This window comes from Naasia sp. SYSU D00948, from assembly GCF_017916515.1.
Lineage (GTDB): Bacteria > Actinomycetota > Actinomycetes > Actinomycetales > Microbacteriaceae > Naasia.
The window spans coordinates 2,414,293-2,432,564 of sequence record NZ_JAFMTA010000001.1; the positions used below are offsets into that span (position 1 = coordinate 2,414,293).

At 71.9% G+C, this 18,272-nt stretch carries 22 protein-coding genes; 16 read left to right on the forward strand and 6 right to left on the reverse strand.

Going from position 1 to position 18,272, the window contains the following annotated elements; translation table 11 throughout:
• The first annotated feature begins 105 nt into the window (after window positions 1-105).
• The 12 genes from J3P30_RS11395 to J3P30_RS11450 all read left to right on the forward strand — a co-directional run bounded on the left by J3P30_RS11395 (window position 106) and on the right by J3P30_RS11450 (window position 11,308).
• The gene (locus J3P30_RS11395; RefSeq protein WP_210481134.1) at window positions 106-2,832 is read left to right on the forward strand and encodes a helix-turn-helix transcriptional regulator; all 2,727 of its coding nucleotides are present in this window, start codon (window positions 106-108) and stop codon (window positions 2,830-2,832) included.
• A gap of 58 nt (window positions 2,833-2,890) precedes the next feature.
• Window positions 2,891-3,424 carry a DJ-1/PfpI family protein gene (locus J3P30_RS11400; RefSeq protein ID WP_210481135.1) on the forward strand — a complete coding sequence of 178 codons (534 nt, stop codon included), beginning with the start codon at window positions 2,891-2,893 and terminating at the stop codon, window positions 3,422-3,424.
• The gene (locus J3P30_RS11405) at window positions 3,421-4,341 is read left to right on the forward strand and encodes an ABC transporter ATP-binding protein (RefSeq protein WP_210481136.1); all 921 of its coding nucleotides are present in this window, start codon (window positions 3,421-3,423) and stop codon (window positions 4,339-4,341) included. The genes J3P30_RS11400 and J3P30_RS11405 overlap by 4 nt, the downstream gene beginning before the upstream one ends.
• A gap of 5 nt (window positions 4,342-4,346) precedes the next feature.
• Window positions 4,347-5,174 carry an ABC transporter permease subunit gene (locus tag J3P30_RS11410; RefSeq protein WP_210481137.1) on the forward strand — a complete coding sequence of 276 codons (828 nt, stop codon included), beginning with the start codon at window positions 4,347-4,349 and terminating at the stop codon, window positions 5,172-5,174.
• A 31-nt stretch (window positions 5,175-5,205) separates the two neighbouring features.
• Window positions 5,206-6,630 carry an MFS transporter gene (locus tag J3P30_RS11415; protein ID WP_210481138.1) on the forward strand — a complete coding sequence of 475 codons (1,425 nt, stop codon included), beginning with the start codon at window positions 5,206-5,208 and terminating at the stop codon, window positions 6,628-6,630.
• The gene (locus tag J3P30_RS11420; RefSeq protein ID WP_210481139.1) at window positions 6,627-7,016 is read left to right on the forward strand and encodes a nuclear transport factor 2 family protein; all 390 of its coding nucleotides are present in this window, start codon (window positions 6,627-6,629) and stop codon (window positions 7,014-7,016) included. Before J3P30_RS11415 ends, J3P30_RS11420 begins: the two co-directional genes overlap by 4 nt.
• A gap of 179 nt (window positions 7,017-7,195) precedes the next feature.
• Window positions 7,196-8,155, forward strand: coding sequence for an AraC family transcriptional regulator (locus J3P30_RS11425; RefSeq protein WP_210481140.1), 960 nt, complete (start codon window positions 7,196-7,198; stop codon window positions 8,153-8,155).
• 38 nt (window positions 8,156-8,193) lie between these two features.
• A complete protein-coding gene (locus J3P30_RS11430) occupies window positions 8,194-8,376 on the forward strand; it encodes a PspC domain-containing protein (RefSeq protein WP_210481141.1) in 183 nt (60 codons plus the stop codon).
• Window positions 8,377-8,466: 90 nt separating this feature from the next.
• A complete protein-coding gene (locus tag J3P30_RS11435; protein ID WP_210481142.1) occupies window positions 8,467-9,294 on the forward strand; it encodes a DUF4397 domain-containing protein in 828 nt (275 codons plus the stop codon).
• 27 nt (window positions 9,295-9,321) lie between these two features.
• Window positions 9,322-9,948, forward strand: coding sequence for a class F sortase (locus J3P30_RS11440; protein WP_210481143.1), 627 nt, complete (start codon window positions 9,322-9,324; stop codon window positions 9,946-9,948).
• A 39-nt stretch (window positions 9,949-9,987) separates the two neighbouring features.
• A complete protein-coding gene (locus J3P30_RS11445) occupies window positions 9,988-10,548 on the forward strand; it encodes an RNA polymerase sigma factor (protein WP_210481144.1) in 561 nt (186 codons plus the stop codon).
• A complete protein-coding gene (locus J3P30_RS11450; RefSeq protein WP_210481145.1) occupies window positions 10,529-11,308 on the forward strand; it encodes an anti-sigma factor in 780 nt (259 codons plus the stop codon). Before J3P30_RS11445 ends, J3P30_RS11450 begins: the two co-directional genes overlap by 20 nt.
• Before the next feature lie 185 nt (window positions 11,309-11,493).
• Here the strand turns inward: J3P30_RS11450 and J3P30_RS11455 are convergent, their stop codons facing one another.
• The 3 genes from J3P30_RS11455 to J3P30_RS11465 form a co-directional block, all read right to left on the reverse strand.
• The gene (locus J3P30_RS11455; protein ID WP_210481146.1) at window positions 11,494-11,898 is read right to left on the reverse strand and encodes a hypothetical protein; all 405 of its coding nucleotides are present in this window, start codon (window positions 11,896-11,898) and stop codon (window positions 11,494-11,496) included.
• 21 nt (window positions 11,899-11,919) lie between these two features.
• Window positions 11,920-12,300, reverse strand: a complete 381-nt coding sequence (locus J3P30_RS11460) for a DUF4326 domain-containing protein (RefSeq protein WP_210481147.1) — start codon at window positions 12,298-12,300, stop codon at window positions 11,920-11,922.
• A 146-nt stretch (window positions 12,301-12,446) separates the two neighbouring features.
• Window positions 12,447-13,898: a DUF2254 family protein gene (locus tag J3P30_RS11465; protein ID WP_210481148.1), complete on the reverse strand. Its 1,452-nt coding sequence runs from the start codon at window positions 13,896-13,898 to the stop codon at window positions 12,447-12,449.
• Window positions 13,899-14,060: 162 nt separating this feature from the next.
• Here J3P30_RS11465 and J3P30_RS11470 point away from each other — a divergent pair, with 162 nt between their 5' ends.
• Together J3P30_RS11470 and J3P30_RS11475 are read left to right on the forward strand one after the other, a co-directional pair.
• Window positions 14,061-14,405 carry a hypothetical protein gene (locus J3P30_RS11470; RefSeq protein ID WP_210481149.1) on the forward strand — a complete coding sequence of 115 codons (345 nt, stop codon included), beginning with the start codon at window positions 14,061-14,063 and terminating at the stop codon, window positions 14,403-14,405.
• A 153-nt stretch (window positions 14,406-14,558) separates the two neighbouring features.
• Complete coding sequence (locus tag J3P30_RS11475) at window positions 14,559-14,816, forward strand: hypothetical protein (protein WP_210481150.1); 258 nt, start codon at window positions 14,559-14,561, stop codon at window positions 14,814-14,816.
• A 98-nt stretch (window positions 14,817-14,914) separates the two neighbouring features.
• On the opposite strand, the gene J3P30_RS11480 is transcribed toward J3P30_RS11475, so the two are convergent.
• Both J3P30_RS11480 and J3P30_RS11485 read right to left on the reverse strand, forming a co-directional pair.
• The gene (locus tag J3P30_RS11480) at window positions 14,915-15,445 is read right to left on the reverse strand and encodes a PRC-barrel domain-containing protein (RefSeq protein ID WP_210481151.1); all 531 of its coding nucleotides are present in this window, start codon (window positions 15,443-15,445) and stop codon (window positions 14,915-14,917) included.
• 183 nt (window positions 15,446-15,628) lie between these two features.
• A complete protein-coding gene (locus tag J3P30_RS11485; RefSeq protein ID WP_210481152.1) occupies window positions 15,629-16,468 on the reverse strand; it encodes a DUF2382 domain-containing protein in 840 nt (279 codons plus the stop codon).
• A 273-nt stretch (window positions 16,469-16,741) separates the two neighbouring features.
• On the opposite strand from J3P30_RS11485, the gene J3P30_RS11490 reads away from it, so the two are divergent.
• Window positions 16,742-16,999, forward strand: a complete 258-nt coding sequence (locus J3P30_RS11490; RefSeq protein ID WP_210481153.1) for a hypothetical protein — start codon at window positions 16,742-16,744, stop codon at window positions 16,997-16,999.
• 50 nt (window positions 17,000-17,049) lie between these two features.
• Here J3P30_RS11490 and J3P30_RS11495 read toward each other — a convergent pair whose 3' ends face one another.
• A complete protein-coding gene (locus tag J3P30_RS11495; protein ID WP_210481154.1) occupies window positions 17,050-17,724 on the reverse strand; it encodes an SOS response-associated peptidase in 675 nt (224 codons plus the stop codon).
• Between the two features lie 141 nt (window positions 17,725-17,865).
• Between J3P30_RS11495 and J3P30_RS11500 the strand changes: the two genes are divergently transcribed.
• Window positions 17,866-18,201, forward strand: a complete 336-nt coding sequence (locus J3P30_RS11500) for a hypothetical protein (protein WP_210481155.1) — start codon at window positions 17,866-17,868, stop codon at window positions 18,199-18,201.
• The last annotated feature ends 71 nt before the right edge of the window (window positions 18,202-18,272 follow it).

Here is an 18,272-nt window from a genome sequence, read left to right on the forward strand (position 1 = left end):
CGGGGGGCTGCTCCTTTCGGGGGACTGATGTGCCTTCACGATCCCGGTGATCACCACCTGATGGCGCCGGGAACTTCGCCGGGTTGCCGTCGATAGGATCGGCCGGTGCTGATCGGGCGCGACACGGAGCGAGCGGTGATCGCCGCGCTGCTCCGCCGGGCAGGCACCGAGCGCGGCGGCGCTCTCGTCGTGCACGGCGACGCCGGGGTCGGGAAGACCGCCCTTCTCGACGCTGTCGCGACCGACGCGGCGCCGGGGATGCGCGTGCTGCGGACCAGCGGGGTCGAGGCCGAGAGTCCGCTGCCGTTCGCGGCGCTGCACCGGCTGCTGCTGCCCCTGGTGCGCCGGATCCCGGAGCTGCCCGCACCGCAGTCGCGGGCGCTCGGCCAGGCGCTCGGGCTGGAGGCGCCGGACACCGGTACCGACACCGGGAACGAGCGATTCCTGGTGTTCCTGGCAGTGCTGACTCTGCTCTCCGAGGCCGCCGAGCAGCAGGCGATGCTGTGCGTCGTCGACGACGCGCACTGGCTGGACGAGGCCTCCGCCGCGGCGCTGCTGTTCGTCGCACGCCGGGTCGAGCTGGCGCCCGTGGCCCTCCTGTTCGGTGCGCGCGACGGCGGAGTGCGCCGATTCGACTGGGGGGACCTTCCGGACCTGTGCCTGGGCGGCCTCGACGAGGCAGCGGCCGCTGCGCTCCTCGACCAGGTGCACGCCGGGATCGCCCCGGCAGTCCGCGCGGAGCTCGTCGCACGCACGGGGGGCAATCCCCTGGCGCTCCGCGAGATCCCCGTGGTGCTCACGCCGGACCAGGCGGCGGGTGCCACGCCGCTTCCAGCGCACCTGCCGCTCACCGACGGGCTCGAACGTGTGTTCCTCGACCGGCACTCACGGCTCAGTCCGGCCGGCCAGGGCTTCACGCTGCTGACCGCGCTCGACGATTCCGGGGACGCCCATGTCCTGCGCCGCGCCGCCGCCATCGTCGGGGTGGCCGGGGGAGAGGCGGAGGCGGTGGTCTCCGGTCTGGTCATCGAGGAGGGCCGGCGGCTGCAGCTGCAGCACCCGCTCGTCCGCTCCGCGGTGCACAGCGCGGCGGCGACGGTCGAGCGACGCCGCATGCACGCCGCTCTCGCCGCCGCGCTCACCGAGGTGGGCGATGCGGACCGCGCGGTCTGGCATCAGGCGGAGGGCTTGGACCTGCCCGACGACGGGGTCGCCGACGCACTGGACGACGTCGCCGTGCGGGCGCGGAGGCAGGGCGGTCACGAGGCGGCCTCGGCGGCGTTCGAGCGCGCGGCCGAACTGAGCGGAGACGCGGACACCGCGGCCCGACGGCTCGCGGACGCGGCCGCCACCGCCTGGATGTCCGCGGAGCCCGGACGCACCCGGGTGCTGGCACAGGCGGCGCGAGCGAGGACTGCGCGCGCAGAGCTGCTCGCCGATGTGGACCGTCTCCGCGCCTTCGTGGAGATGAACTTCGGATCCCCGTCGCTGGCGCACGGCATCCTCGCCCGCGCTGCCCGTTCCATGACGGAGGTCGGCGACCTCCGCCGCGCCCGCGAGCTCGCCATGATCGCGACCGCTCTGGCCGGGTTCGGTCACGACTCCGGCGCCTCGATCGACCTGAGCCCACTGACCGCCGATCCGCCCGCCGAGCAGGCCGAGGCGTGCTTCGTCGCCCTGCTCACCGGCACGGACCATCTGGTCCACGACCGGCTCGGCGAGGCGGCCGCCCACCTCGCTCGAGCATTCGACCTCGCGGACGGACTGCTGCATCCGGACCTGCTGAGCAATCTCGGCCTCGCCGCCACGCATATCGGCGACGACCGCGCAGCGCTGCGGTGGCGGGCCATCGAACTCGAGCAGGGCCGGCTGAACGCCTCGCCGCTGCACACCCTCCACGCCCTGACCCGCGGGGGCCTCGTCCAGGCCGCCGCCGCGCTGTGGGACGAGCTGGACAGCGCGGCCGCCGAAGCGCTGGACCTCGCGCGCGCCACCGGGCAGCCGAACCAGCGCAGCCTCCCGCGAGCACAGCGACTGCTCGTCGCCGCGTATCGCGGCATGGACGGATTCGACGCCGAGGCGGAGAACCTCGAGCAGTTCGCCGGAGAGCACCCCGCCGGGGTGCTCGATCAGCTCACCGCCGACACGCTCGCCTGGGCCCGCGCTGTCCGCGCCGGTCGGGCCGAGCCCGAGAGGGCGCTGCACCACCTGGAGCGGATCGAGCTCCCGGCCCTGCGCCGCGCGGCGTTCTTCGATCTCGCCGAGGCCGCCGACGCCGCCGAGGACCGGGACCGACTGACGGCCGCGACGGCGGATCTGGCCCGATACGCCGAGGCGACGGGCGCGGCGTGGGCCGCCGCCGCCGCTTCTCACGGTCGGGCGCTGCTGGCCGGCGACGACTTCGCCGACCTCTTCGAGGAGGCGATCAGCCGGCACAGGGAGAGCCTCCGACGGTTCAACCAGGCCAGAACCCGCCTCGCCTACGGAGAGCGGCTGCGCCGGTCCCGACGCCGCGTCGACTCGCGCTCCCACCTCCGCAGCGCGCTGACGACCTTCGACGATCTCGGCGCCGCCGCCTGGTCGGAGCGCGCAGCCGAGGAGCTGCGCGCATCGGGCGAGACCGCACGCCGGCGGGAGACGACGGAGGCCGACGCGACGCTGACGCCTCAGGAGCTGCAGGTGGCGCGCCTGGTCCAGCAGGGCCTGGCGAACCGGGACGTCGCCGCCCGCCTGTTCATCAGCCCCCGCACCGTCGACTTCCATCTCCGCAACGTCTTCGCCAAGCTCGGCATCGGCTCCCGCGGTGCACTGATCGGTATCGACCTCAGCTGACCGATCCCGGCGATTCCACCGGCGAGAGCCTGCGGACCGTGGGGCGAGTCTTGCCTCCATGCACGCCGCCATTCTGCTGTTCGAGCGGTTCGACGCGCTCGACGCCGTCACTGCGCACGAAGCCCTCGCCGGCGCCGGGGTCACGGCGACCTTCGTCGGCGAGCGGATCGGCCCGGTGCGCGGTGACAGCCGGAGCATCGAGCTGACGGTCGACGCGGTCCTCGATGAGCTCCCGCACCCGGACATCGTCGTCGTCCCCGGCGGCGCCGGCATCCACCGGCACCTCGTCAACGGAACGGTGCACCGGTGGCTGCGCGCGGCCGACACCACCTCGACCTGGACGATCGCCATCGGCGGAGGCTCCCTCATCGCCGCCACAGCCGGAGTGCTCGACGGCCGTGCGGTCGCCGCGGACGACCGCACCTTCGCCGTCCTCGGCCGGCACCGCGCAGAGCCGGTCCGTCAGGCGACCGTGATCGACGGCCGGTACGGCACCACCGTCTCCTCCCACCACGCCCCCGACCTCATCCGTGACGTCCTCGCCCTCACCACTCATCCCCAGCACCTCGACGCGAAAGGCACCCGCGCATGATCGAAGCAACCCGGCTCACGAAGACCTACGGCGACCGCCGCGCCGTGGACGAGGTCACGTTCACCGTCCAGCCCGGCCGGGTGACCGGGTTCCTCGGCCCGAACGGCGCCGGGAAATCCACCACCATGCGGATGATCCTCGGCCTCGACGCTCCCACCGGCGGAACCGTGACCGTCAACGGCCGCCCCTATCGGCAGCACCGGGCCCCGCTTCGCCAGGTGGGCGCGCTCCTGGACGCCAAGGCCGTCCACCCGGGCCGTACCGGACGCAACCACCTGCTCGCGCTCGCCGCCACCCACGGCATCCCCGCCCGCCGCGTCGACGAGGTGCTCGAGCTGACCGGCCTCGCTTCCGCCGCCCGGCGCAGGGCGGGAAGCTACTCGCTCGGCATGGGGCAGCGGCTCGGCGTCGCGGCGGCGCTGCTCGGGGACCCGCAGACCGTGATCCTGGATGAACCGGTGAACGGCCTCGACCCCGAGGGCGTGCTGTGGGTCCGCCGGCTCACCCGCACGCTCGCCGAGCAGGGCCGCACCGTCTTCCTGTCCTCCCACCTGATGAGCGAGATGGCTCAGACCGCCGACCACCTCATCGTGATCGGCCGCGGGCGACTCATCGCCGATGCGCCGATCGCCGAGGTCATCGCCGGCGCCGGCGCTCGCACCCTGGTGCGCGCCGAACGGCAGCACCTCCTGATGGAGCTGCTCGCCGAGGCCGGCGCCACCCTCGAGCGCGGAGAGGACGACGAGCTGCTCGTGTCCGGGATGGAACCCCGCGAGATCGCCGTCGCCGCCCACAGCGCCGGCCTGCTGATCTACGAGCTGACCCCTCAGCGCGCCTCACTCGAGGAGGCGTACCTGGAACTGACCAAGAACGACGTCGAGTACCAGTCGCTGGCACTCGCCGGAAAGGGCAACTGACCGACATGACCACCACCACACGCTCGGACGGCGCCACCGCGTCGGCGCGACGCGACGGATCCGCTGTCACCTTCGCCCGCGTCGTCCGATCCGAAGCGGTAAAGCTGCGCACCCTGCCGTCCACCTACATACTGCTGGCCGGCTCGATTGCCGCGATGGTGGCCGTCGGCGCGCTCGCGGCCGGCGGACTCGTCCTCGCGAGCCGCGACGGTCACCCCGCCGCTGATGCCGCGATCCGAGCGGTGCCCACGGCGGGCCTGTCCTTCGGGCAGCTCCTCCTCGGCGCTCTCGCCGTGCTCCTGATCTCCTCCGAGTTCGGCACCGGCTCGATCCGGCCCACGCTCACCGCCGCTCCGCGACGGCTCGGCGTCCTCGCCGCCAAGGCCCTCGTCGCCGCTCTCCTGGGCGCGGTCACCGGGGCGGCGGCGGCACTTGCCACGCACCTCCTGGTCCAGCCGATCCTGGCCGAGGAGAACCTCGACTACCGCCTCGACGGCCAGGCCGACTGGTGGGCTCTGCTCGCCACGGGTCTGTACCTCGCCCTGGTCGCGGTCCTCGCCGTCGCTCTCGGTACTCTGCTGCGCAACTCGGCGGGCGCCATCGTGGCCGTCATCGGCCTGCTGTTCGTCCTGCCCACCGCGCTCTCGATGATCCCGGGAGAGACCGCGGCGGACATCCTGCGCTACCTGCCGAGCGAAGCCGGGAACCAGCTGATGGCCACCGAGATCGGCGACGGGGAGCTCCGCCCGTGGGAGGGTGGCCTCGTCATGGCCGGATGGACCCTGACCGCGCTCGTGGCAGCAGCTGTCGGCTTCCGCCGCCGCGACGTCTGATCCCGCTTCCCGCAACGACAGGACCTCCGCGATGACCGTTCGGCCGCCCCGCGCAGCCCTGCTGGCGCTGCTGATCTCCGCCCAGTTCGTCGTCATGCTCGACACCTCGATCGTGAACGTCGCGCTGCCCACCATCCAGGCCGGCCTCGGCCTCAGTCACACCGGGGCGGCGTGGACGGTCAACGCCTACTTCCTGGCCTTCGGCGGGTTCCTCCTCCTCGGCGGCCGTCTCGCCGACCGGTACGGACGGCGCACCCTGTTCGCCCTCAGCGCGGCGGCCTTCACCGTCGCGTCCGTCGCCGCCGCCCTCGCGTCCACCGAGGAGGTGCTGATCGCCGCCCGCGCCGCCCAGGGCATCAGCGCCGCGGTGCTCAGCCCGACCGGGATGGCGATCCTCCTCGCCGCTTACACGGGACCCGCGCGAGCCATGGCGATGAGCGCCTGGGGAGCGGCCTCCACCGTCGGCGGCGCAGTCGGCGTCGCCCTCGGCGGCGGGGTCACGGCGGCCCTCGGCTGGCCCGCGGTGTTCTGGCTCACCGTCCCGATCACGACTCTCGCCGCACTGGCGGCGATGCGGCTCCCCGCCGACGCCTCCCGCACCCGCCGGGTGCGGTTCGACACCGCCGGCGCCGCGGGCATCACCGGAGCGGCCGTCGCCGTCATCTACACCGCTCTCGCCGTCCCCGACCACGGTCTCGGCTCCCCGCAGGTGCTCATCGGCGCCGCGGCGACCCTCACCGCGATCGGAGCGTTCGTCGTCCTCGAGCGGCGCGCGGCGGACCCGATCATCCCGCTCGCCCTCCTCCGGGAGCGGCGAGTCGGCTTGGGCGCGCTCGTCGGACTCGTCGGGGGAGCCGCCCGAGCCTCCTCGTTCACCATCACCGCGCTGTACTTCCAGCAGGCGCTCACCATGGATCCCGCGCAGGCGGGGCTCGCCATGCTGCCCACCTCCATCGCGGGGTTCCTCGTCACCGTGGCGGCCCTGCCCCGCCTCCTGACCCGGCTCGGCCCCGCACGCACCGTCCTCACCGGACTGGTCGTCCTCGCCGCAGGGCACGCGTGGCTCGCCCGCACCCCTGCCGGCACCGACTACCTCGTGGACGTGCTGCCCGGGCTGGTCCTGATCGCCGCCGGCGTCGCGTTCAGCTTCACCCCGACGACCATGGTCATCGCGGCCGGGACCCCTGCCGCCCGCACTGGGCTCGCCTCCGGCCTCTCCAGCTCCTCCTCGCAGATCGGCGCCGCCATCGGTATCGCCGTGCTCACCGCCGTCGTCGCCGCGCACGCGTCCGGAGCGGCGACGGTCCCGGAGCTGCGCGAGGGCTTCGGCGCTGCGTTCCTCACCGCGGCGGGCATCGCCGCCGCGGCGGCCGCCCTCACGCTCCCACTGATCGCGCGGGCTCCCGCCGACGCGACCGCCTCGCCGGCGGCGACGAGCGCGGGAGGCGCGAGGTGACCGGCGCCGCTCCCGCCGCCGAGCGAGCTCTGCAGCGGTACCTCGCCGCGATCAACAGCCACGACTTCGCAGAGGTCCGGCGCGTGCTCCATCCCGGCGCGGTGTTCTGGTTCAGCGACGCGACGTGCACGACCGAGGCGGAGGTGCAGGCGTACTTCGAGAACGCCTGGCGCATCGTGGAGGACGAGGTGTACGCCGCCGAGGAGATCGCCTGGCTCGCCGCCGGGCCCGGACTCGCGGCGTGCACCTACGCGTACACCTACGCCGGCCGACACGCCGGCGTGCCGGTGAGCGGACGGGGACGGGCCACCAACGTCTTCGCGATGCAGGAGGGGCGATGGAGCCTCGTCCACGAGCACCTCAGCCCCGAGCCTTCAGCGGAGTGAGGATGCCCGAGGCTTGCGGTTCCCGGCCCGCGTCCGCAAGGGTCTTCCGGCCCTTGTTCAGGGTTTTCGCCCCGGCCCACAGCACACCCACCGGTTCAGCGAGGTGACGGGAGGGTGAATTGTTGCCCGCTTTGACGTTGGGGGCGCGACCGGAAACGCGCTCACCGTAGGGTCGATGTGTGGCGGAGAGAGAGCCCACGCGCACTGCGATGGAGTCGCGCGATCCGGAGCTGGTCGCGGAGCGGATGCGCGCGCTCTGGAGCGACGTCCGGCTGGCTCCTCCCGGGCCCGATTTCGCCTTCTCCGAGCGCGTCGTGGCGACGGACGAGCTCGCCGTCGGCAGGGTGCGGTTCGTCGGCCGGGTGTCGGCGCAGCTCGAGCACCCGGGGCTCGTCGTGGTGGGCCGCGTCCGGTCCGGACACCACGCGCTCACCGCGGGCAATCAGGCCATCGACACCAGCCAGCCCGTCTGGCTCGCGCTGCCCGACCGCCTCAACGCGATGCAGCAGGAGAACGCGGACCTCGAGTTCTTCAACATCGACTTCGCGCTCCTCGAGGAGGTGGCGCGTGAGCTGGCCGGCGACGACCGGCTCCGGCTGCTGTTCGAGGACAGCAAGCCGATCTCGGACGCCGCGGTGCGGCACTGGATCCTTGCGGCGCGGCACGTCCAGCAGGAGCTGCTCGGCAATCCCGAGGTCTGGGCGAACCCGATCCTGCGCGCCGACGGGCTGCGCGCCCTGGCCGTCGCCACACTCCAGCTCTTCCCCACCAATCTCGAGCCCGATGACAGCGCCGCGCGAGCGGATCCCCCGGCGATCCGCCGCGCCAAGCGGTTCATCGAGGAGAACCTGGACAAGAGCATCTCGGCACAGGACATCGCGACTGCGGCCCGTGTGAGCCTCCGCGGCCTCCAGTCCGCGTTCCGCAGGCACGCCGGCGAGAGCCCCACGTCCTACCTGCGCCGCGCCCGCCTGGACGCCGCCCACGCCGACCTGCTCGCGGCGCAGCCCGGCACCTCGGTGGAACAGATCGCGCGCCGATGGGGATTCGCCCATCTGGGCCGGTTCGCCCACGACTACCGCGTGGCCTTCGGGCGCCTCCCCAGTGCGACGCTCCGGGGCGAGTCGAGGGAGAGCTGAGGACTGCCGTCCTTTCGAAGCGGTGCCAGTATGGGCACATGCCCAGCTTGACCCGCCCCCGCAATGGCCGCATCATCGCCGGCGTCTGCGCCGGAATCGCCCGCCGCTTCGGCGTCTCGTCCTTCCTCGTGCGAGCCCTGTTCCTGCTCTCGCTGCTGCTGCCCGGGCCGCAGATCCTCATCTACCTGGCGATGTGGATCCTCGTGCCGAACGAGCGCTAGAAGCAAAGTTCCCGCCGACTGCATCCAAAGCGGGCACGATCCGGGAAGTCCTAGATGAAGGCACAAGCCGACATCATCTAGGAGGACCCCATGCGTTACACGCTGATCGCCGGCACGGCAGCCGGCATCATCGCCGCAGGAGCGATGGCCATCCCCGCTTCCGCGATCTCCCCGTCCAGCGCTGATCTGTACGTGCTGCACGCCGTCCCGGACACTCCCGTCGACGTGTACGTCAACGGCGAGCGGACACTCGACGACTTCCAGCCCGGCGACCTCGCCGGTCCGCTCGACCTCCCGGCGGGCACCTACACGGTCGCCATCACCGCGGCCGATGCGGCGGATGCGTCGAGCCCGGTGATCGGACCGATCGACCTCCCGCTCGAGGCGAACCGCAGCTACACGGCCGTCGCCCACCTCGGGGCGGACGGCACCCCCGGTGCGAACCTGTTTCCGAACGACGTCTCGAACACCGCCGCCGGTCAGGGCCGCCTGACGGTCCGCCACGTCGCCGCGGCGCCGGCGGTCGACATCCTCGCCGGAGGACAGGCCGTGGTATCCGGGCTCGCCAACCCCGATGAGGCGGTCCTGAACCTGCCCGCGTCGACCGTGTCCGCCGCGGTGGCGCTCGCCGGGACGACCGAGCCCGTCATCGGCCCCGCCGACGTCGCGGTCACCGAGGGGACCAACACCATCGTCTACGCGTGGGGCAGCGCCGAGGCCGGCAACCTGGATCTCGCCGTCCAGACGATCGAGGGTCTGCACTCCGCTCCCGGTGGGGTGAACTCCGGCCAGGCCGGTCTCGCGGCCGACCCCGACCCCGCCGCAGCGGGCTGGACGGCCGCCGCAGCGCTGGTCCTGGTGCTGGCCGCCGGGTCGGTGTTCGCCCTGGTCCGCCGCCAGCCGGTCCGCTCGCGCTGACCCCCCCTGCCCGGAAGGAGGAGCACCATGATCCGCACCACAGCACTCGTCGGCCTGGTGCTCCTCCTGTCCGGGTGCGCGGCGCCGACGGTCGCGCCCGCGCCGGTTCCGCCGGTGAGCTCGCCGGGGCCCGTGGCCCCGGCTCCCGCCACGACCCGCAACGACATTCCGATCCGGACGACGGAGCCCCGCGCCATGGAGGCGCCGGTCCCGCCGGTCCGGGTCCGGGTCCCCGGCGTCGAGGTGGACGTCGAGGTGATCCCCGTCGGCGTCCGCGCCGACTCGTTCATGGAACTGCCGGACTACGTCGGCACCGCCGGGTGGTACCGGTACGGCTCCGGCCCGACGTCGGACGAGGGGACCACGGTCATCGCCGCCCACGTCGACTCGCTCGAGTGGGGGCTCGGCCCGTTCGCGCGGCTGAGGGACCTGCCCTTCGGGGCGGAGGTCCTCGTGACCACGCAGGACGGCGTGGAGCACCGCTACCTCGTCGAGAGCGTGGTCAACTTGCGGAAGGAGGAGCTCCCTGTGGGAGAGATCTTCGCGCGGACGGGACCCGAGCGCCTGGTCCTCATCACCTGCGGGGGCCGGTTCGACCGCGAAGCCCTCCGCTACTCTGACAACGTGCTGGTGACCGCGGTCCCGGTGCAGTGAGGCGGCGACGATGACGCAGCACGTCGGACGGAGCGTCGGGTGAGCGACGAGGCGGACGAGCGCGCCCTCGAGGACGCGTTCCGGGCGGGAGAGGACGCCGCTCTCGCGGCCGTCTACGCCCGCTGGTCGTCACTCGTCTACACCCTCGCGGTCCGTTCGCTCGGCGATGTGGGGGATGCGGAGGACGTGACGCAGAAGACGTTCGTCTCGGCGTGGACCGGACGCAGCAGCTTCGATCCCCGCCGGGCCCGGCTCTCCGCCTGGCTCGTGGGCATCGCGAAGAACAAGATCGCGGACACGCACGAGGCGCGGGCGAAGGTCCGCCGGCTGCAGGAGCAGCTCGCCGCCTTCGGGCGGCAGGACGAGGCCCAGGAGGAGCCCGTGGACCTGGCGGACACCCTGCTCCTCGCCGACGAGATATCCCGCCTCGAGCCGGACGCCCAGAAGGTGATGCGGCTCGCGTTCTTCGACGACCTGACCCACGCTGAGATCGCGACCCGCCTCGGTCTGCCCCTCGGCACGGTCAAGAGCCACATCCGCCGAAGCCTGCAGCGACTGCGCACCCGACTGGAGGTGACCGATGCCGCACGTCGAGCCTGACATCCTCGCCCTCCTCGCTCTCGGTGAGGACGTCGCCTCTCCCGACGAGCTCGCACATGTCGAGGGGTGCGCCGAGTGCAGGGCGGAGTTGAGCAACCTGAAGCGGACGGCACGAGTCGGCAGAACGGCGCTCGGTGCGGGTGAGCTGCTCACCCCGCCGCCGAGGGTCTGGGACAGGATCGTGGCGGAGCTGGAGCTCGAGGATGGGCACGGCGCTCCGGGGGACGAGACACGCGGTCCGGCCGGTGAGACGACCCTCGCACCGGTCGAGCAGACGCGATCCGCTCCTTCGGAGGCCGGCAACCCACCGATCCCGATCCGTCCCAAGCGACCTCGCTGGTTCCCGGCGCTCGCCGCGGCCGCCGCGGCGGTGCTCCTCGTCGCCGGGGGAGCGGTGACCTGGCAGCTCCTGCGCCCACAGACGCCCGCGGTCCTGGCGACCGCCGAGCTCGAACCCTTCCCCGCCTGGGTGGGCGCCGAGGGCGTCGCCCAGCTGGAGGAGGCCGGCGACGGCGAGCGCGTGGTCCGGGTCACGCTCGAGGCCCCGGATGTCGAGGGGGGCTACCGCGAGGTGTGGCTGATCACCTCCGACGCCACTCAGCTCGTCAGTCTCGGGGTGCTCGAAGGCCGCGAGGGGACGTTCGCGGTGCCGGACGGCATCGACACGGACAGCTACGACCTGGTCGACATCTCGGAGGAGCCCCTCGACGGAGACCCCGGTCACTCCGGCGACTCGATCGTGCGAGGGCAGCTGACCTAGTCGGCGGGGACCTGCTCCTGGCAAGAGGCAGGTCTTCGGCAGTCGGTGCCGACGGAACGTGGCCCTCCACCCGTGCGTCCCGCCGGGCCGCTCCCGCATCCTGGCGCACCCGTCACCGCTCCTTCAGCGTGCGAGCCGAGGCACACGAACGCCCGCCGCCACCGTGAGGTGGTGCGGCGATCGGGTCAGCGACGGTGGCGCGGCGTCGTGTCCGAGTTCGGCCCGTCGTCGACGTCCGGATCGACCTCGTCGGCCTTGCGGAAGTGCTCGTCCGCCTTAGACCGGACCTCCTCGGCCGCCGACTGCTTCTCCGCGCCCTGCTGGGCCAGCCGCTCGGCGTTCACCTGAGCCTGCTGAGCCTCCGCCTTCGCGCGCTGCGCCTCGGCCTGCACCCGGAGGGCCTCGGCCTCACGCTCGCGCGCCGCGAGATCGTGCTGCTGCGCCTCCTGCCGGATCTGCTCCGCCTTCTGCCGGTTCGCCTCGATCTTGCGTGCGCCGGTTCGCCGCCGCATCAGGAAGAAGACGACGCCGGCGATGACGAGCACGACGACGACGATGATGACGATGGTCCAGATCGTTCCTGCGTCCATGATGAACCCGCCTTCCGGTCCTCAGTATGGCGAGGGGGCGTCTGCGGGGGCGCGACCTTGACGAGCGGACTGGATCGGAGTAGCGGCGACGTCCCCGCCGTTGGCGATCTCGAGGAGGACGTCGGCGTGACAGGGCCGGTCGAGGGGGCACCAGCAGCCGAGGTTCTGGCCGCTCAGCTGGCGCCGGACGTCCTCCACCGTGATGTCGAGTCGTCCTTCGAGGAGCGCCTGACGGAACTCGAGCACGGCGCGCTCCCGGTTCGCCGTCCCGTCGGCGGCCAGCAGGAACGGGTTCCCCCAGCGGGTGCCCTGGGCGACGAGCAGGGTTCGGTGGGGCTTACGCCATCCGGGGGTGCGGGAGTACTGGATGCGGGCAGGGGTGAAGACGGTGAGGTCGGTCACGGATGGTCCTCTCGTGGACCGCGGAGCGGAGGAACGGGCATCCGGCGCGTCGATCATCGCCGGGGGAGTCGTCGTCGGCTCTCAGGTGATGGTACGGCACGACGCAGCCCGCTCGCCGGGAAGGCCAGCGCGGCCGTGGGCCCTGGTCAGCGGGGGTGGGCCGCCTCGGGCTCGTCGCTGGGCTTCGGCAGGAGCTGCCGCGTCGCCTCGGTGAGCAGCGCGCGCACCTCCCGGACACGGGCTCCGTCGTAGCGCTCGCGGACCAGGACGTTCTCGAGCGCGGCGAGGGCGTCCTGCAGCCGCGGGAGCTCCGCGTGCTGGATGATCGACGGCAGGGCGCTGTCGAGCGCGCGGCCGAAGACCTGCCGGTCCTCCTCGGTCTCGAGTCGTGGCGCGATCCCCGTGAACGCCCTCAGGACGGTCGCGCAGGTCTGCGCCTGCCGCGACTCCGAGGAGGCGATGAGAAGGGTCGCGAGCGCTTCGCAGATCCGCTCGACGGCGCCGTCGACGTAGACGATCGGGAGCTCGTGCTGGTCCTTCGAGAGGTGTGCCCGATCCCGCTCACCGGCCATCAGCCAGCGACCGGCCAGGTCGTGGAGTGCCCGGATCGCCGTCGTCGCCGTGTGCGGACTCTGGCTGGCGCTCGTCGCCGTCGCCCACGCGATGTTCTCGAGCTGGTCGATCGCGTAGCCCGACTCGACGTCCACATCGCGGATGTCGTCCAGTCCGAACGCCCGCAGCACGTCCTCGTCCCAGCTCTCGTCGTCCGGGTCCGCCCCGACGACACGGGCGATCACGTCGTCGAAGACCATGTACTCGCCGAGCCGGCCGTCGATGACCACTTCCGCGTCCCGACCGACGGAGCGCGCCACCCGGGCGAGGGCATCCTCACCGATCGTGACGACGTAGCCGCTGTCCCGGACCCGCACCTCGCGTGCGGGGGTGTCGAGCGGCGTCCCGCGCTCGGACCGGGTCTTGCCGAGCAGCACGAGCGCCCTCTCCCGCGCGCGCAGCGCCAGCTCGTGGATCGACCGCACGACCGACTGGGGGCGCATCTGGTCGATGGACGAGTGGATCAGCATCAGGAGCGCCACCAGAGCGAGGATCGTGAGGATCAGCGTGAGGGCCGGACCGTATGCGGGCGGGCGGCCGCCTCGGGCGGTGCCCAGGATGATGAACGCGAACGCGGTGACGCCGACGAAGAATCCGAAGTAGAGCTGGTTCGTGGTGCGCCGCAGGAATTGGTCGAAGACCACCGTGGTCAGCGAGCTCGACGTCTGCTGCACCGCGAGCAGCAGCACGGAGAACGTGATCGACGTCACCGTCAGGAGGCTCGTGGCCACCGCGGACACGAAGTCCACCGCCCCCTTGCCGGGGACGACCTGCTGGGCGAGCCGCCGGAGCGGCGCGTCGTCGCCGACGAAGGCGTCGAGGAGGGCGACACCGGCGGCGAGAACGCAGAAGCCGGCGATGATCAGGAGAGGAAGCCGCAGGAACTCCGCGACTCCGCGGCGGAGGCGGCCCGCCTCGTGCAGTCCGCTGAGGCTGCGAAGCGGGTCGTTCAGTGCCTCCTCCTGGAGGCTCCGGGTCGTGCTCATGGCGTCTCTTCTTCCCGGAGGTGTCGGTCCCCAGCGCGGGTGCCGATGAGGGCGACGTTAGCCAGTCGGCCCGGTCGTCCTCTACGGGCTTGACTGCTAGCCCATCCCGCCTGCCGTCGCAACGGCTACGAAAAGGGAGGAGCGGTGATCAGGCTTACAGACATGAAAGTCATCTCGTACGCGGAGGAGCACATCGTCACCACCGATGAGATCGCCGACGAGGTGCTCAAGTACGCCCGTGATCTGGGGCGCACGAAGACGGCCGACACCATCGACATCCCAGCGCTCTACCAGGACGGCCACGTCGGCCAGGTGCATCTGCTGATCGGCCCGTCGAGTCAGATCACCGTCCTCGAGAGCGATCAGGATTCCGCGGACATCGACGGGCAGCAGTTCATCGCCGAGCTGCAGCGCAGGTCGGCGGCCATGCGCTCCCAGCGGGCCGCCGTCGTCGGAGACGAGCAGTACGAGGCCTACGACCCGGACGAGCCCAGCGACGCTGCGTGAGGTCCCGCACGGCGGAGCCCGGTCCTGCCGGGCGCATCCGAGCGTGCGTGCGGAGGCCGGGATCGCTTGACGCAACAGGGCGGTCCTGTCAAGGGCTGAGCCCCCGTCCGGGGGCGGAGGTTAACCTGTGTACACCAACCGGAGGACCCTGACATGATGCCCGAGCCCTGCCGCACCGAACCCCTCACCATCAACGAGGCGATGGCGAGTTCCGTCGCCTCGTCCCGGATGGTTCGCCGCATGGAGGAGCCGGGACCCCGGCCCCGCCTGCTGGTCGCGGGCGCGTCCGGCCCGCTCCGCCGGTCGACCTATCGGGCCCCGATCGCCCAGCGTCTGCTGGTGCTGGCTGCGACGCTCGCCCTCGCCGCGACCGGCACACTGCAGGCCGTCGGACTGGCCACGATCCTCTAGACGCCGAGGACGACTCGAGGGCGCACGCGCCCGATGCCGGAAGAGCCGGCCGCTTCTGCGGCCGGCTCTTCCGTCGTGCGGGAGGAAACTGCGCGGCGTCACACGCGGTCGCGTCCCACCTCACCATCGAAGTCGATCTGGCTGCGCCGGATCTGGTCGTCGTCCTCCGGGAACTCGAGGACCGTCTCGGCGAGCAGGTGGCGCCGACCGGGCGGCACGGGTGCCGTGGCGACCCGAGGCCGCTCCTCGGGCAGCTCCTCGTCGTCGTCGAGTTCCTGCTGCCGGTCGTCGTGCTTCCGCAGGCCTTGCCCGCCCGCGCTCCCCACGTCGTAGTAGCGGTAGAGCGCGCTCTCCTCCTCGGAGCTCAGGGCACTGTCGGGATCCATGTGAGGAGCGTCCTTGACGGTCGCCTTCCCGTAGCGGATGCGCAGAACGTCCCCGTCGAGGTCCGCTCCCTCGAGGGGGACGAAGCTCTCCCGTCTCCCGAGCAGTCCCGTCCGGACGGTCACCCAGCGAGGATTCCCGTCGGTGGCGTCCAGGAACGCCTGCCCGACGGTGCCCACCTTGTGACCCTCGGCGTCGAGCACGGTCGCGCCCTTGAGTCGGCTGATCTGATCGCTGTCGATCACCTGGATCTCCTTCCGGCGGGCGGCATCCGCGGCGCCCCGGCCCGGATCCGACGGTAGCCAGGCAGAGGCGATCAGCCAAGGGCCGAGGTGCCCCTGCCGCGCCGGTCGAGGCGATGGAAACGGAGGGAGCCGGTCGCTGCAGCTGCAGCGACCGGCTCCCTATCGGTTGGATGCGGACGGGTCCTAGACGCGGTCCCGGCCGGACTCGCCGTCGAAGTCGATCTGCTCCTTGCGGACCTCTTCGCTGACCTGCCGGTTCTCGGTCACCGTCTCGGTGTCGAGGCGCACGCGCTCGACGGGGACGGTCTCCTTGTTCACGACGGGCCGCTCCTCGGTCAGGGTGACCTCGTGCTCCTCCTCGCTGAGCGCCGGCCCGTCGAGGGCGGCTCCCGCGTTCGCGTCGGTGATCGGCTCCCGCTCGAGACGGACCTCCTCGCGCTCCACCGGGACGGTCACCGTCTGGTTCTCCGTCACGATGTACTTGCGCAGGCGGGCCCGCCCCGTCTGGACGCGCTCGGTGCCGATGTTGAGCCGCTCCTCCGAGCGGGTCATCGCCTCGTCGGTGTTCGGGCCGGAGGTGTCGTGTCCCGGACCGCCCACCTGCGACGTCGTGTCGGCGTAGCCGGTGGTGCCGGCGTCCGTGTACCCGGTGCCCGTGCCCAACCCGGTGGTGTCGGTGTAGTCGGTCCCGCTGTGGGTGCTGGTCTCGCTCGAGGAGAGGTTGTAGTAGCGGTACAGCTCGTCCTCCTCCTCAGGGCTCAGCGCGCTGTCGGTGTCGATGCGCGGAGCGTCCTTCACGGTCGCCTTGTCGTAGTGGACGCGAAGCGTGTCGCCCTCGGAGGTCGCCTCGTCCAGCGGGACGAAGGTCTCCTTGGCGCCGAAAAGCCCCGTGCGCACGGTCACCCAGCTGGGGTGCCCGTCGTTCGCGTCCACGAAGACCTGTCCGACCGTGCCGATCTTGTCGCCATCGGCGTCCACCACGGTGGCGCCGTTCAGTCGGTCGATCTGGTCCGTGCCAATCATGTGGTTCTCCCTCATCGATCGTTCGGTGGGCGGCACGGGTTAGCCACCCGCAGTCGACGCTAGCCACCGACGACGGGGGCGGATTTGGGGCTCGACGTTCCTCGCCCGAGCCCTTACAAAGCCCCCCGTTCCGCCCCGCTCACAGGTTGAGGCTGTTCCGGATGCATGTCGTCCGGCATGTCGCCGGGCGCACTCCGTCAGCGCCCCCTACGGTGCCGGGAACCGATCGGGGGAGGACCGGCATGGCCGACGACAGGATGCGGCGGAGCACTCGTGACTGAGGCGCTGCTGTACGAGCGCAGGGCGGGTACCCGCGCGCCGACCACGCTCGGGCCCACGCTCGAGCTCCTCGTGGGCCTCGCCCAGGACGCGCGGATGCGACCGCACGACCCGGCGGCCGCGGACCGGTTCGCGATGGAGTTCCGAGACCTCATCACGATCCTGCGGCGCGCCGGGGACGAGGACCAGGACCTCATGCCGGACCTCGTGCACGCACTCGTGATCGAGATCGCCCGGCACCGCTCCGGCTGAGCCGCGCCGGCGGCGCCATTCGGAAGGACGACTCGGTCCCGAAGGGCGAGTCAGAGGGGCTCGATGAGCCGCGGTCCGTCGTTCCGCACGGAGTTGACCTCGCGGCTGACCTCGTAGTGCTCGAGCTGGTGGGCGACTCGCACGGACGATTCGTCGAGCAGGTGGACCAGCTCGACGGGGGACAGGCCATCGCCGAGCCAGGCGTCGAAGACGTCGGGCGTGAGGCAGGCGGGCATCCGATCGTGCACCTCGCCCGGAGCGACGTGCGCGTCGCGGGTGATCACCGCCATCGACAGCTTCCAGCGGTGCGGATCGTCCTCGGGCTTCGTGGGATCGGGCCACAGGCCGACCACTCCCGCCATGGCCAGGGCGTGACCCGGGTCGTGGATGAAGTGCGGCTGCTTCCCTGTCGGAGTCACGGTCCACTCGTAGTAGCCGAGGGCGGGCACGATGCAGCGGGACTGGGCGAAGGCCTTGCGCCACATGCCGGAGGACGTCACGGTCTCGATGCGCGCGTTGATCGGCCGCTTCTGCTTGTCGCTCATCCACGGGGTGCGGAATCCCCACGTGACCGGAACGAGCTCGCGCTCCCCATGGCGGTCCCGCACGACCGGCACGTCGTCGGTCGGTGCGACGTTGTAGTCGTCGGGCAGGGGCCCGAAGTCGCCGAGCAGGTCGGGGAGCAGATTCGTGACGGTCTTCGTCACGACGTAGCGGCCGCACATGCGCTCATCCTCCCAGGAGGAGCGGACATCGCCCTCGGCCGGCGCGACGCCCCATCTTGCGCGTGGCGGACAGTCTGCGCCCCCGTGCGTGGGGCGCCGTCTAGTAGTCTTGGGAAGTTGGACTTCTGCAGTTAGGCGGGAATGGGAAAGCTCTACTACGGGGACGATGACCTCGGCATCGACATGGAGGACCGTCTCCTGGCCCATGTGAAGATGGCGATCATCGCCAAGCTCCGCCGCGATGAGAAGTTCACCTTCTCCTGGCAGCACGGGGTCGAGGGCGGCGGGGGTCGGAGCACCATCTGGATCCACCCGTCCATTCCGCTGCGCTTCAAGTTCGACGGCAGCCGTACCCCGGTGCTCAACCGTGCCTGGATCGAGGCCCTGCTCCTCTCCGCGAACAGCACGGGCGGACTCCAGCTGATCCCGGAGCCGGCGCCGGACCAGGTGCCCGCTATCCCCGGCCAGCAGGGATAGCCCCCTCCGCATCCCGTTCCCAGCCTTCGTCGGCGCTACTCGGCTCAGCTTCACGCCGTCCCGAGTCCGCG

What these genes read in the sequence shown, in the direction of transcription:
- J3P30_RS11400 (WP_210481135.1), top strand. Translation starts at nt 2,891, where the DNA reads ATGCACGCCGCCATTCTGCTGTTCGAGCGGTTCGACGCGCTCGACGCC.
- J3P30_RS11405 (WP_210481136.1), top strand. Translation starts at nt 3,421, where the DNA reads ATGATCGAAGCAACCCGGCTCACGAAGACCTACGGCGACCGCCGCGCC.
- J3P30_RS11410 (WP_210481137.1), top strand. Translation starts at nt 4,347, where the DNA reads ATGACCACCACCACACGCTCGGACGGCGCCACCGCGTCGGCGCGACGC.
- J3P30_RS11415 (WP_210481138.1), top strand. Translation starts at nt 5,206, where the DNA reads ATGACCGTTCGGCCGCCCCGCGCAGCCCTGCTGGCGCTGCTGATCTCC.
- J3P30_RS11430 (WP_210481141.1), top strand. Translation starts at nt 8,194, where the DNA reads ATGCCCAGCTTGACCCGCCCCCGCAATGGCCGCATCATCGCCGGCGTC.
- J3P30_RS11435 (WP_210481142.1), top strand. Translation starts at nt 8,467, where the DNA reads ATGCGTTACACGCTGATCGCCGGCACGGCAGCCGGCATCATCGCCGCA.
- J3P30_RS11440 (WP_210481143.1), top strand. Translation starts at nt 9,322, where the DNA reads ATGATCCGCACCACAGCACTCGTCGGCCTGGTGCTCCTCCTGTCCGGG.
- J3P30_RS11450 (WP_210481145.1), top strand. Translation starts at nt 10,529, where the DNA reads ATGCCGCACGTCGAGCCTGACATCCTCGCCCTCCTCGCTCTCGGTGAG.
- J3P30_RS11455 (WP_210481146.1), bottom strand. Translation starts at nt 11,898, where the DNA reads ATGGACGCAGGAACGATCTGGACCATCGTCATCATCGTCGTCGTCGTG.
- J3P30_RS11465 (WP_210481148.1), bottom strand. Translation starts at nt 13,898, where the DNA reads ATGAGCACGACCCGGAGCCTCCAGGAGGAGGCACTGAACGACCCGCTT.
- J3P30_RS11470 (WP_210481149.1), top strand. Translation starts at nt 14,061, where the DNA reads ATGAAAGTCATCTCGTACGCGGAGGAGCACATCGTCACCACCGATGAG.
- J3P30_RS11475 (WP_210481150.1), top strand. Translation starts at nt 14,559, where the DNA reads ATGATGCCCGAGCCCTGCCGCACCGAACCCCTCACCATCAACGAGGCG.
- J3P30_RS11485 (WP_210481152.1), bottom strand. Translation starts at nt 16,468, where the DNA reads ATGATTGGCACGGACCAGATCGACCGACTGAACGGCGCCACCGTGGTG.
- J3P30_RS11495 (WP_210481154.1), bottom strand. Translation starts at nt 17,724, where the DNA reads ATGTGCGGCCGCTACGTCGTGACGAAGACCGTCACGAATCTGCTCCCC.
- J3P30_RS11500 (WP_210481155.1), top strand. Translation starts at nt 17,866, where the DNA reads ATGGGAAAGCTCTACTACGGGGACGATGACCTCGGCATCGACATGGAG.